The 12,880-nt window shown below is 72.4% G+C and carries 6 protein-coding genes and 1 pseudogene; 2 read left to right on the top strand and 5 right to left on the bottom strand.

The window, feature by feature from the left end; translation table 11 throughout:
• Nucleotides 1-9: 9 nt before the first annotated feature.
• The 3 genes and pseudogenes from QEZ54_RS07985 to QEZ54_RS07975 form a co-directional block, all read right to left on the bottom strand.
• Nucleotides 10-477, bottom strand: a pseudogene (locus QEZ54_RS07985) (CBM35 domain-containing protein); the annotation flags it as partial.
• A 66-nt stretch (nucleotides 478-543) separates the two neighbouring features.
• The gene (locus QEZ54_RS07980) at nucleotides 544-2,982 is read right to left on the bottom strand and encodes a PQQ-dependent sugar dehydrogenase (protein WP_281303838.1); all 2,439 of its coding nucleotides are present in this window, start codon (nucleotides 2,980-2,982) and stop codon (nucleotides 544-546) included.
• A 220-nt stretch (nucleotides 2,983-3,202) separates the two neighbouring features.
• A complete protein-coding gene (locus QEZ54_RS07975) occupies nucleotides 3,203-4,048 on the bottom strand; it encodes a hypothetical protein (RefSeq protein ID WP_281303837.1) in 846 nt (281 codons plus the stop codon).
• A 165-nt stretch (nucleotides 4,049-4,213) separates the two neighbouring features.
• Between QEZ54_RS07975 and QEZ54_RS07970 the strand changes: the two genes are divergently transcribed.
• Nucleotides 4,214-7,345 carry a BTAD domain-containing putative transcriptional regulator gene (locus QEZ54_RS07970; protein WP_281303836.1) on the top strand — a complete coding sequence of 1,044 codons (3,132 nt, stop codon included), beginning with the start codon at nucleotides 4,214-4,216 and terminating at the stop codon, nucleotides 7,343-7,345.
• Here the strand turns inward: QEZ54_RS07970 and QEZ54_RS07965 are convergent.
• Nucleotides 7,270-8,073, bottom strand: coding sequence for a Calx-beta domain-containing protein (locus tag QEZ54_RS07965; RefSeq protein ID WP_281303835.1), 804 nt, complete (start codon nucleotides 8,071-8,073; stop codon nucleotides 7,270-7,272). The two genes, QEZ54_RS07970 and QEZ54_RS07965, sit on opposite strands and share 76 nt — an antisense overlap.
• 23 nt (nucleotides 8,074-8,096) lie before the next feature.
• Between QEZ54_RS07965 and QEZ54_RS07960 the strand changes: the two genes are divergently transcribed.
• Nucleotides 8,097-8,297 carry a hypothetical protein gene (locus QEZ54_RS07960; RefSeq protein ID WP_281303834.1) on the top strand — a complete coding sequence of 67 codons (201 nt, stop codon included), beginning with the start codon at nucleotides 8,097-8,099 and terminating at the stop codon, nucleotides 8,295-8,297.
• A gap of 101 nt (nucleotides 8,298-8,398) precedes the next feature.
• Here QEZ54_RS07960 and QEZ54_RS07955 read toward each other — a convergent pair whose 3' ends face one another.
• Complete coding sequence (locus QEZ54_RS07955; protein WP_281303833.1) at nucleotides 8,399-12,706, bottom strand: LamG-like jellyroll fold domain-containing protein; 4,308 nt, start codon at nucleotides 12,704-12,706, stop codon at nucleotides 8,399-8,401.
• Between the last annotated feature and the right edge of the window lie 174 nt (nucleotides 12,707-12,880).

Below are 12,880 nucleotides of genomic sequence, written 5' to 3'. Positions count from 1 at the left end.
CTCGACCTCGAGGTAGTCGAGGTTGGCGGTGCCCTGGGCGGTGGTCGCCGCGACGCGGACGGTGTTGGTCCCGGCGGCCAGCAGCGCGGTGACGGTCTTGCCGGTCCAGGTGGTCCACCCGCTGGTGGCGTTGAAGGCGCTGGCGGCGGAGACGGTGGTGCCGTTGACGATGATGTCGGCGGGGCGGTTGGCGCCGCTGCCGTTGGCGTACCGGATGGTCAGGGTGGCGCTGCCCGCGCTGGGCACGGTCACCGTCCACTGCACCGCCGAGCCGATCGCGTTGTCGGTGTTGACGAAGCCGCTGCCGGAGTATCCGGCGTGGTTGGCTTCGACGACGCCCTGCGAGACGGTCGCCGATTCGGCCTCGTAGCGGGTGGGGGCGGCCCAGGCCGGCAGGGCCGCGCCGGCGGCGAGGCCGGTCAGCGCCACCAGCGACGCGACGGCGGCCGCGCGCCAGGGCCGGCTGAGGATCTTCATGCACGTTCTCCTTCTGCTGTCGTCGGGGTGCGGGCCCGTGGCGTCGCCGCCACGGGCCCGAGCTGGTCAGGACGCGAAGCGCAGGCGCACGACCACGTTGTCGAGGACCGTCGGCGTGCCGCCGTTCATGTCGTTGTTGGTCGAGGTGAGCCAGAGGCCGCCGTCGGGGGTCTTGACGACGGTGCGCAGCCGCCCCCAGGAGCCGTTGAAGAACGCCCGCGGGGTGTCGGTGGTGCTGCCGGTGATGCGCATGACCCACAGCCGGGTGCCGCGCACGGCGGCCATGTAGATCCAGTCGTTGACGATCTCCAGGCCGCTCGGTGAGGCCGAGGCGGTGCTCCAGGTGCGTACGGGGTTGGTGAAGCTCGGGTTGCTGCACACCCCTTCGCAGGTCGGCCAGCCGTAGTTGGCGCCCGGGGTGATCAGGTTGAGTTCGTCCCAGGTGTTGTCGCCGAACTCCGACGACCACAGCCTGCCCTGGGAGTCCCAGGCCAGGCCCTGCGGGTTGCGGTGGCCGAGGCTGTAGACGCGGGTGCCGAACGGGTTGCCGGGCGCGGCCGCGCCGGTGGTGGTGACGCGCAGGATCTTGCCGTTGAGCGAGCTGAGGTTCTGCGCGCGGCTGCTGTCCTGGCCGTCGCCGGTGGTGACGTACAGGTAGCCGTCGGGGCCGAACTTGATCCGGCCGCCGTTGTGGAAGCGGTTCTTGGCGATGCCGGTGACCAGCGCCTCGCGCGGGCCGATGGCGCCGTTCTCGAACTTGAACCGGACCAGGCGGTTGTCGCCGGCCGCCGTGTGGAAGGCGTACACCCAGTGGTCGGTGGCGAAGGTCGGGCCGACGGCGAGGCCGAGCAGCCCGCCCTCACCGCCGGTGGTCACCGCTTCGGTGATGGTGCCGACGACGGTCTTCTGCCCGGCCAGGGTCACCCGGACGATCTCGAACCGGTCGCGCTCGGCGACCAGTGCGCTGCCGTCGGGCAGGAACGCGATGCCCCAGGGCAGGTCGAGTTGGGTGACGTTGCGGTCGAAGACGGGGTCGCCGCCACCGGCCTGCGTGGACGTGGTCACCGCCAGGACCGGGCTGGCCGGTGAGGTGTTGCCGTTGGCGTCGTAGGCCAGGACCGTGTACTGGTACGTCGTCGCGGGCGTGAGCCCGGTGTCGGAGGCGGTCAGGTCGGGCACGTCGGCGATCTGGGTGCCGTTGCGCGAGACGCGGTAGCCGCGGACGCCGACGTTGTCGGTGGCGGCGTTCCAGGCCAGGGTCACCGTGCTGGCGGTGACGCCGGTGGTGCGCAGGTTGCCCGGGGTGGTCGGCGGCTGGGCGTCGGTGCCGGGCGGGGTGGTGACGGGGACGTTGTTGCTGCCCTGCGACGGGTTGCCGGCCGCGTCGTAGGCCAGCACGCTGAACACGTACGACGTGTTGGGCTGCAGGTTCAGGGTGGCGGCGACGATGTTCCCGCCGACCTCGGCGACCACGTTGCCGCCGTTGTAGACGACGTAGCGGGAGACGCCGACGTTGTCGGTGGCGGCGTTCCAGGCCAGGTCGACGCCGTTGGGCCGGATCTCGCCGACGACGCGCAGGTTGCCGGGCGCGGTGGGCGGCTGGCCGTCCGACGGGGCGGTGACGCGCAGCCGGTCCAGGTTCGGCCCGCCGTTGGCGGTGGTCGCCGCGGCGCGGACGGTGTTGGTTCCGGCGCTCAGGCTCGCCGTGACGGTCTTCTCCGCCCAGGTCGGCCACGCGCCGGTGCCGGGGAAGGACACCGCGGGCGCGGCCGGGCTGCCGTTGACGGTGATGTCCATCGGGCGGTCGATGGTGGTGCCGTTGGCGTAGCGCAGGGTCAGCGGGTAGTTGCCGGCGGCGGTGACCGACACGGTGAACTGCACGTACGACCCGGTGACGTTGTCATAGTTGACGAAACCGGTGCCGGTGTAGCCGGCGTGGTTGGACTCGACCACGCCCTGGGCGATCGCGGCGTTCTCGGCCTGGTAGTCGGTGAACGCGGGCGGCGGCGCGGTGGCCACGTTCCACTGCTGGCTGGTCAGGCCGGCGATGCAGGTCCAGATGTGCAGCTTGGCGGCGTCGGTGGTGGCGCCGCCGACGACGTCGAGGCACTTGCCGGTGACCGGGTTGACCAGCGTGCGCGCCGTGCTGCTGTAGCTCCACTGCTGGTTGGGGTTGGTCGCCGAGCAGTCCCAGATCTGCACCTTGGTGCCGTTGGCGTTGACGCCGCCCGCGACGTCGAGGCACTTGCCGCCGAGGGCGCGGATGGTGCCGTCGGTGCCGACGGTCCAGGTCTGGGCCGGGCTGGCGTTGCAGGTGTAGATCTGCACCTGGGTGCCGTTGACGGTGCCGGCGGAGGGGATGTCGATGCATTTGCCGGACGCGACGCCGGTGATCGGGCCGACGGTGTCGGCCGCGGCGGGGGCGGCTGCGGCGATCTCGACGGTCGCGGTGAGCAGCAGCGCGGCGGCGAGCAGGGCGATGCGCCTGATCGGCGGTGCGTTCATCGGGGGCTCCGTTCCTGGTGGCGGCCCGCGACTGGCGCGGGGCGCGCGGACGGCTGGACCGAGCGGGGCACTCGCCGTCGAGAGTTAGTTAAGTTAACTTATCGATAGCCGACCATATTGGCTCCGGTAAGTACGGTCAAGTCGAACAGTCCGAATTGGCACTTTTACGACGAGAACCGGCCCCGCGACGAGGGTCGCGGGGCCGGGGGCCGAAACTGCGTCAGCTGGCGCAGATGCCGTACGCGGTGATGCTCCAGTTGCCGCTGTACCCGCCGACGATCTCGTCGGCCCAGGTGCTCACCCGGTCGACGCCGACGGTGTTGATGCCGCTGAGCAGCACATGGCCGTTGCCCGCGTTGACCTCGACGCCGGTGCCGAGGAGCGCTTTGCCCGCCGGGCAGAGTCCGGTCGCCGTCTGGCGCGAGTCGCTGCTGCTCGCCGACGGGAACGAGACACGCTGCAGCCCGGCCGGGGTGTCGGCGCAGACCGCGTAGGCGGTGACCGACCAGGTGTCGTCGACCGACTCCGGCACCTCCACGCCCCGTACCGTGACGGTCTTCAGATCGGCGGAGGGGACGACGTCCTCCAGGACGACGTCGGGCACTCCCCCGTTGATGCGGCCGCCCGCCCCGATCACACTCCGGCCAGGGCCGCAGCTCGGTGTGACCACGTACTGCTCCTGATTGCCGCCCACGCTGGAGACGATCTCCCAGCCGGCCGGCTTCGGGACGCAGATGGCGACCGTCGTGTGCGTCCAGTTCGGGCCGTAGGCGACCGCCTCCTGGGTCGCCACCCAGAACTGGGACTCACCGATGGGCTGCATCCGGATGAGCCCCGCGTAGCCGGTGGGTGCCGGGGCCGTGAGGTATCCGCCGCCGCCGGCCACCGCGGTGCCGGCGGGGCATACGACATCGGTGTGCTTGCTCTGCCCGCTGGTCGGGTTCGAGGTCTCTTTGACGATCACCAGCCCGGCCGGGTCGGCCGCGGCGGGCGAGGCCGCGCCGAGTGGGACGAGCGCCGTAGCCAGGGCGACCACCGTGAGGTACACCCGTAGCTGCAAGTTCATGTCTTCCTCCAGTCCTGTCGGGCCTCCAGGATCCGGAGGCGGCCGGGCGGCGGCCGGGAATGCTGAACGCCGCTGAACGGTGCCGGTGAACATCGTTGAACGCGCCGCTGTCGGGGCCGCGACGCCGCGGACCCCGCCGACCGGCGGGCATGTTTAAGTAGGTGAATGGGTCAAGAGCAGGCTTCGCTGGAACTGGCCCATCTGCTGCACCAGCTGCGCCGACGCGAGGCGCGGCGGCGCGGCGGGCAGGAGCTGACCTACCGCGAGCTGTCGGCCAGGACAGGGTGGTCGCTCGGCATAGTGGCGCAGTACTTCTCGGGCAAGAGCGTGCCGCCCGTCGACCGGTTCGACGTGCTCGTCAGGCTGCTCGGCGCCACTGCGGCCGAGCTGGGGGCGCTGGCCACCGCGCGGGACGCCGCGGCGGACGGCCGCCGCAAGGGGCCTGCGGCCGCAGCCGGCGGGCAGAGCTTCCGGCTGCTCGGCCCGGTGGTGGTGGCGGGACCGGCGGGCGCCGCCCGGCTGACGGGCCCCAAACCGCGCGCTCTCGTCGCGCTGCTGGCCCTGCACGCGGGCAGCGTGCTGAGCCAGGCGAAGCTGATCGACGCCCTGTGGGGCGACGATCCGCCGCGCACCGCCGTGGAGACCCTCTACAGCTACGTGGCCCGGATCCGGCACGCCTTCGACGGGTGCGGGCTGGCGGGCGTCCTGCACACGAAGAGCTCGGGTTACCTGCTGGCGGTGCGGCGCGACGCGGTCGACGCGGCGCGGCTGGAGGAGCGGGTGGCGCAGGCCCGGGCGGCGGTCGCGGCCGGGAAGGCACGGGAAGCGGTGACCTGCCTGTCCGAGGGGCTGTCGCTGTGGCGGGGGGACGCACTGGCGGACGCGCCGGTCCACGGCTGGGGCGCGGCCGAGGTGGCGCGCCTGGGCGAGCTGTGCTGGACCGCGCGCGAAGACCTGTGGGAGGCCCGGCTCGCGCTGGGCGAGCACGCCGATGCCGCCGGTGAGCTCGGCAAGCTGCTGGTCGGGGCGCCGGGCCGGGAGCGTCTGGTCGAGTCGTACATGCTCGCCCTGCACCGGTGCGGCCGGTCGAACGAGGCGGTGGAGGCGTACCAGCGCCTGCGCGCGTACCTGGCCGAGCAGGTGGGCGCGGAGCCCGGCGCCCGGCTGCAGCGCGTGCACGTGGCGATCGTCCGCCGCGACCCCGGCCTGGACGTCGCCCCGACCGCCGGGCCGGGCCCGGGCAGAGGGTGGCACCGGCCCCCGCCGGCGCAGCTCCCGCCGCGCATCGGGCACTTCACCGGGCGCGACGGTGAGCTGGCGGTCCTCGACGGCCTGCACGGCGCGGCCGCGGAGGTGGGCGTGGTGTGCGGACCGGCCGGCATCGGCAAGACCGCGCTGGCGGTGCAGTGGGCGCACCGGGCCGCCGACCGCTGCCCCGACGGGCAGCTCTACGTCGACCTGCGCGGCCACGATCCGGCGGCGGCGCTGCCGGTGGCCGAGGCGCTGGCGCAGCTGCTGGCCGGGCTGGGCGTGCCGGCCGCCGAGATCCCGGCCGAGCTGACGGCCCGGCTGGGCCTGTACCGGTCGGCCGTGCACCGCCGCCGGGTCCTGGTGCTGCTGGACGACGCCGCCGACGCCGACCAGGTCTCGTCGCTGGTGCCGCCGGCGCCGAGCCTGCTGCTGGTGACCAGCCGCAACCGGTTGACCGGCCTCGCCGTGGACCACGCCGTGTCGGCCGTACACCTGGACGTGCTGCACCCGGGCGACGCGCTCGCGCTGCTGCGGCGGGTGCTCGGGGCGGACCGGGTCGCCGCCGAGCCGGCCGCCGCCCGTCGGCTCACCGAGCTGTGCGGCGGGATGCCGCTGGCCTTGCGGATCGCCGCAGCCAAGCTTGCGGCCGGGCCGCACGGCCTGATCGACGCGTTCAACGCCGAGCTGGCCGACGGCCGGCTCGACGCGCTGTCGGTGCCGGGCGACTCGCGCAGCATCCGGGCGGTCTTCGCCAGCGCGTACCGCGCGCTGAGCCCGGCGGCGGCCCGGTTGTTCGGGCGGCTGGGCCGGCACCCGGGCCCGACCTTCGCCGTCTCGCTGGCGGTGGCGCTGGCCGAGGCGCCGCCGGGCGGCGGGCGGGCGGCGCTCGACGAGCTGGCCGCGGCGCACCTGGTGGTGGAGGTGGCGCGGGGCAGGTACCGGTTCCACGATCTCATCAGGGCGTATGCGTTCGAGGTCGCGGAGCCGGTGGAGGCGGCCCGAGCGGAGACGAGGATCTTCGAGTGGTACCTGGCCGTCGGCGACGCCGCCAACCGGGTCTTCAGCCCGGCCCGCAACCGGGCCGGAATGATCTCGGCGCAGCCGCCGATCGAGGTCCCGTTCCCCGCCGACCACGCCGCGGCGCTGGCCTTCGTCGACGGCGAGTACGCCAGCGTGCCGGCGGTCCTGGACCTCGCCGCACGACGCGGCGCGGACCGCGACACCTGGCGGCTGGCCTACCTGTTCACCGGCTTCTTCACGCTGCGCGGGCACAACGGCGCCCGGGTCGACGCGGCGCGGCTGGGCCTGGCGGCCGCCCGGCGGCTGGCCGACCCTGACGCCGAAGCGGTGCTGCGCTCGCTGCTCGGCCTGGCCTGCCACGCCGTCGGCGACCACGAGCAGGCGCTGGCGCACTTCGGGACGGCCCTCACGCTGGTGACCGCCGCCGGCGACCTGGCCGGGCAGGCGATGGTGCTCAACAACATCGGGCACGCCCGCACGGCGCTGGGCCTGCTCGCCAGTGCCATGGAGGCGTTCACCCAGGCCCTGGCGCTGCGTTCGGCCGACGCGGACCATGCCGACGTCGCCACGCTGCTGAACAACATCGGCCACCTCCACATCCAGCTCGGTGAGCCGGCACTGGCCCGCGAGCACCTGCTGCGGGCGCTGGCCCTGGCACGCCGGCTCGGGCTGCCCAGGCACGAGGCCTGCTACCTGATGAGCCTGGGTCAGGCGCACCGCGCCGACCGCGACCCGGACGCGGCGCTGGAGCACCTGTCCGCGGCGCTCGCGATCCGGCGCGAGCTCGGAGAGCGTCGGCTGGAGGCGGACACCCTCAACGAACTCGGGCTGGCCAGTCGCGACCGCGGCGACCGGGTGGCCGCCTCAGCCCACTTCCGCGGCGCGCTGGCCCTGGCCCGGGAGCTGGCAGACCCGCACCTGGAGGCGACCACCCGGTCCTATCTGACCGGTCAGGAGCCGCCGATGGTCACCGTCGCCACCGCGTCCACGACGGCCCCCGCCGACACGGCCGAGATCCGTACGTAGAAGTAGCGCGGCGGGGTGTCCGCGGGCCGCGTGATCAGCTGCACGGACAGGGCGCCCGAGGTCTTCCCCGCCGCCACGGCCTGCTCCCGCTGCACGACCGGGACGAAGTCGACGCCCGCCTTCGCTGTGCCGTCGACGGTGCTCCAGTGCAGCGTCGACGGTGCCGGCAGTGCCGCGCTGAGTCTGAAGTCGACGCAGTGCGGTTCGATGGGCATCGACTCGACCAGGCCGCAGAAGCAGTACTGGACCAGCGAGGGCTGGGGGCAGACGCCGTCATCGACGACCACGCTGCCGGTCGGCCCGTCATCGTCGAGGACCCGTCCCTGCGCCAGCGGCCGGGTGATGCGCACGCTCGGGCTGGCGTCGCCGAGGCGGACGAGGAAGTCCTCGATCTCCGCCTCCCGGTGGGAGTCCGGCAGCACCGCCGCGGTCACCGTCCGCATCGAGGTGTCGCCGGCCGCCCACCGCAGCGTCCCCCGCGGCAGCTGGAAGTCCGATCCGGGGGTGGCGGTGCCGGCCGAAGCCTCGTAGCCGACCTCGCCCGCGGCGGCGCACCCGCCGGAGTAGACCGCGAACGTCAGTGTCGCGCTGCCCTCCCCCGCCGACGCCTGCGGGCTGACGCTGACCGTGCGTTGGCAGCTCTGTGCGGCGCCCGGGGCCGGGACGGCGAGCGCCAGGGCGGCGGTGGCGGCCGCCAGGACGAAAGCGAAACCAGGGATGACTCTCATACCCGCATCCTGGCGCCCTCGGCTTGCACCCACCTTGCAGCTTCCTGGACGCGATCGGGCAGCACCTGCGGGCCCGGGTGCGCCTGGCCGACGGCGGCGCCTACCTGCCCGCGTACCGGGTGCGCCTGCCGGACTGGATGATGCCGCTGGACCGGCGCGACGAGCTGCTGGCCGGGATCGCGGCGCTGCGTGCCACCCTTCCGGCTGAGCCGACCGTCGGCTGACGACGTCCGGCGCCGGGGTCGGGCGCAGGACGCAGGCCCCGAGAGGATCCTCAGGGCCTGCGTCGTCAGGTCGTCCGCGCCGCCCTACGGCAGCGGCGCGGTCATCGGCGACCCGCGTGCAGCTGCGTCACCTGCTCGGCGCTGAGCTCGTAACCGTACAGCCGGAAGTCGTCGATCAATCCGTCGAACCTCGAATCCCCCCAGCTCGTACCGCCGATGAAGTTGGCCGTGGTGCTGCCGCCCACGCCCACGTCACCGATGCCGATGGTGAAATCGGTCCGGGTGGCCTGCAGCACGCCGTTGAAGTAGATCTTCCCGGTCGACCCGTTCATCGTGAAGACGACGTGCGTCCACTCGTTGAGGGGCAGGTCCCGGCCCGCACCGAGCAGGAGCCGCTCCTGCGTGGCCACCCCCGGTGCCTTGAACGTCGCCCCGAACCCGGTGGTCGAGCCGTTCGTGGACGACTGGATCAGGAAGAACGTGTCGGTGCTGCTGCCGATCTGCACCAGCGGCACCCACGACGGCAGCGTGTCCGGCCGCGCCCAGAAGGACACGGTGAACTGCTCGTCCAGTCCGGCCGCGATGTTGTCGGCCATCTTGACGTGGTTGTTCGTGCTCGCGGCACCGCCCGGCAGCGACACCGCGCTGCCGTACCGGCCGGCCGCGCTCCAGCCCGTCGTGCCCAGGAAGGAGGCTGCGCCGGTCGACGACCTCGTGCCCGTGTTGGCGGCGGAGGTCCCCGTGTTCTCGTCGAAGGTGTACCGGACCGCGACGCCTTCGTTGTACAGCTTGGCGACGTCCGCCGCGGTCAGCGTGGACGTGTACAGGCGCACGTCGTCGATCAGACCGTCGTACGCCGCGTCCCCGTATCCGTTGCGGCCCAGCCAGTTGTCGGCCGTCGGACCGACCTCGGTCATGCCGACGGTCAGGTCGGTCCGCGTCGCGATCACCACGCCGTTGAGGTACAGCGTGCCGATCGAGCCCTGCCGGGTGAAGGCCACGTGGCTCCACTGGTTGACGGCCACGTCCTGCGCCGGAGTGGCGAAGACCCGCTCCTCGGGGCCGGTCTTGCCCTTGAAGGTGACGGCGAGTCCGGTGCTGCCGCCCGCCTGGGTCTGCATCTGGATCTGGTAGTAGCTCCCGGCGGAGCCGAGTCCGTCACCGATGTGGAACAGCCCGGTCCAGTTGGACTTCGTGTCGGGGCGGACCCAGAAGGCGGTGGAGAAGTTCGCCGCGCCCTGCAGCAGGTTGTCCGGCAGGTCCACCGCGTTCGCGGTGCTGCCACCGGGCAGGTTGATCGCCTTGCCGATGACGCCGTTGGCGGACCAGCTGGTGGTCCCGGTCAGGACGGCAGCCCCGACCCCGCTGACGGAGCCGGTGTTGGCGGCGGTGGTGCCCTGGCCCTCCTCGAACTCGTACCGCACCGGGATGCCCGTGGCCGGCGGCGGGGCGTTGTCGCCGACGATCACCAGGTCGTCGACCATCAGGCCGGCGCCGGTCCCCGGAGCCTTCAGGCTGAGCGTCTGCGAGGCGGTCGCGGCCGTGAAGGTGCCGGTGTACGTGCTGTAGGCGGCCGTCGACGGCTGTGCTGTCGTGGCGGTGAGCGTCGCGTTCAGATTGCCGATCGACAGCGTCGCCGTCGCCGCGGCGGTCCCGGTCGACCGGGCGTCGCGGGCGTAGCGCAGCGATATCCGGTAGGTGCTGCCGGGAGTGAGGTCGTTGACCGCCCGCTTGATGCTGCCCGAGGTGCCCAGGGACAGCTGGTAGCCGGTGAGGCCGAGCCCGCCCTGGCCGGTGGCGGTGCCGCGCACCAGCTGGACCTGGCTCTCGACCACCCACGGCACCATCCGGCTGTTGCCGGCGGCGACATCGACGGTCGCGGGCGGGTTGTTGGTGCGCCACTCGGCGGCCAGGCGCGGGTACTCGAACTGGTCGACGACCCGCGGGTTCAGCTGCGTCATGATGACCGCAGGGTCGATCTTGACGATCTTCGCGACCGACGGGGTGCCGGCCGCGTCGAAGACGAACAGCATGTACGCACCGGGGGGCGCGTAGTTGCCGTTGAGCGGCGACGTGACGGTCACCGTGCCGCCGGACTGGCTGAACGCCAGGTTCTGGAAGTTCTGGTCGTTGTTGAACCCGTGCGTCACCGAGCCGTTGCGGACCAGCGCGACCCGCGAGACCGTGCCGGTGGCGGTGATCTGGAAGGTGCCGTTGTAGCCGATCTTCGCCGGCGCGGCGGAGATCACCGGGCGCGGGGCGGGGTTGTTGCCGTCGAACAGGTACGACGGGGAGTAGTACTCCACGTCGGTGTAGTTGCGCGGACCGGGGGCGCCGCCGCCGCCGATCATCACCCGGCCGTCGGGCAGGAGCAGCGCCGTGGAGTGGTAGAGCCGGGCGCGCTCGTGCGGGATGACGACCTCGGTCCAGTTGCCGGTGTTCGGGTCCCAGATCTCGGGGTTGGTGACGTATCCGCCGTTGCCGTTGTTCTCCCGGGCGCCGCCGGTGACCAGCACGCGGCCGTCGGGCAGCAGCGTCGAGGTCACCCAGTGGCGCTGGTACTTCATCGGCTTGGTCGCCGTGACGACCGGGTTGGCGGTGCCGCCGGTGATGTCGACGGTGAAGCCGGCCCGGGCGCCGTCGGGGCCGCCGCCGTTGCCCCACCAGCCGCCGCCGACCTGGAGGATCTTGCCGGGGCGGTACATCGTGGCGGTGGACGTGGCGCCGACCGGGTTGCCGTCGGCGCCCTGGTTGGAGATGGCGGTGGGCAGCGTGCCGCGCAGCGTCAGCTGGCCGGTGCCGTTGTTGCCGTACGGGTTGAGCTCGAACATCTGCGTGCCGCTGATGTTGAACAGCGTCCCGGTGGTCGGCGAGACGAACGCGCGCGGGTACCACCAGCGGTTCTCGTCCGCGCCGGGGTGGTCTGCCCCGCCGTCGCCGTACGCGGCCGGGCTCCGGGCGCCGTCGAGCGTCTTCCAGCCCGAGCCCTGCTCCGGGGTGTAGATCTCCGGGGTGAGGACGCCGGGTCCGCCGGGTCCGCCGCGCAGGCTGCCGCCCTGCACGACGATGTCGCCGTTGGGCATGGTGGTGCCCGTCGGGTACCAGCGGGGGATGTTCATGGGCGCTTCGTTCTGCAGCCCGTTGTTGGTGGAGTAGCTGGTGACGCCGATCGCGCCGTCGTTGGGCGAGTTGCCGCCCATGCCGTCGTCACCGCCGACCGTCATGGTCGAGTGGTCGTGCGGGGACTGCACCTGCATGGAGCAGAACAGGTCGGTGTAGGTGGTGTTCGGCAGGATGCCGTTGCGCAGGTTCGCCAGGGTGCGCGGCTGGGCGGGGTCCCAGACGTCGACCTCCATCTGGCCGCCCTGGGTGACCGAGTCGTTGCCGGTCCAGTCGTACGGCGTGGTGTCGGTGCCCCAGCCGCCGACGCTGCCGAACGACTGCACCCGGCCGTCGGAGGTCAGCGCCATGTTGATCGGGACCAGCGGCCAAGGGGTGACGCCGCTCCAGGCGCCGGCCTGGTCCTTCGTCGGCGGCGAGCAGTCCGCGGGCAGCAGCTTGGCGGCGTAGGCGAGGCCGTTCTTCATCTGGGCGCGCATGTACGCCTCGGAGTACGCGGTGCCCTCGTGGCCCATCGAGGTGTACCAGGACCGGCCGGAGTCGATCGTCTGGCACCAGGTGAGCGGGTGCATGGAGCCCTGGCGGCCCATGCCGTAGGAGGCCTCGTCGGCCTCGATCAGGGTGCGCACCCAGGGCGCGGGGTTGACGACCCAGTCGTACCACTCGTCGCTGCGGGTGATGCTCGTCGGCACCCCCTGGACGAGCGGGTGGTTGACGTCCTTGCTGAACACCCGGCCCGGCCGGACGCCGGGGTTCTCCGGGTGCCCCTCGGAGGCCGCGCCGATGAGGCGAGCGTAGAACGGGTTGACGTCGTGCTCGCTCTCACCGGCCGACCAGCCGGTGTAGTGCATGCCCATGAAGCCGCCGCCGCCGCGGATGTAGGACTCGAGCGCGGCGCGCTGGGACGCGTTGAACAGGACGCCACCGGTCTGCGCGAAGACGACCGTGTCGCGGACGGCGAGGTTGGCGGTGTTGAACACCGCGGGGTCCTCGGTCTCCTGGATCTCGACCGGCTGGTTGTACTGCGTGCCGAGCTGGTTGATCAGGTCACGCACGGCCTGCCGCGCCTGCACGTGCGAGGCGTGGAAGTTGGACTTGTAGAACAGCAGCACGTTGAGCCGGCCGTCGTCGGCGGGGGCCGCCTGGGCCGCGGTGGGGAACACGGCGGCGCCGGTCGATCCGGCGACCAGCGCCAGCGCGACGAGCGCTGCGGCGACCCGACCGGACAGGCCTCCCAGCAGTCGATCGACGTGCGCGGAGAGGCGGGAGGGGGCAGACCTGCGGGGCACTTTCATAAGAGATCCCTTGAGGTTCGGCGGACGTGGCGGTGGGACAGAAACCGCCGCGGAGGCTGAACGTAAGACACCCGTGAATGTGCTGTCAAGAACTGTGTTTCCATATATGAACCTACTGGTGAACGAGTTCTCATATGCGAATCACAGTCCGATCTCTTGGTCCGTGTG

This window comes from Catellatospora sp. KI3, assembly GCF_029948125.1.
Lineage (GTDB): Bacteria > Actinomycetota > Actinomycetes > Mycobacteriales > Micromonosporaceae > Catellatospora.
This window is presented reverse-complemented; position numbering and strand designations above follow the sequence as displayed.

Coding starts and splice junctions, on each gene's coding strand:
- QEZ54_RS07970 (WP_281303836.1), top strand. CDS start 4,214: ATGGGTCAAGAGCAGGCTTCGCTGGAACTGGCCCATCTGCTGCACCAG.
- QEZ54_RS07980 (WP_281303838.1), bottom strand. CDS start 2,982: ATGAACGCACCGCCGATCAGGCGCATCGCCCTGCTCGCCGCCGCGCTG.
- QEZ54_RS07975 (WP_281303837.1), bottom strand. CDS start 4,048: ATGAACTTGCAGCTACGGGTGTACCTCACGGTGGTCGCCCTGGCTACG.
- QEZ54_RS07965 (WP_281303835.1), bottom strand. CDS start 8,073: ATGAGAGTCATCCCTGGTTTCGCTTTCGTCCTGGCGGCCGCCACCGCC.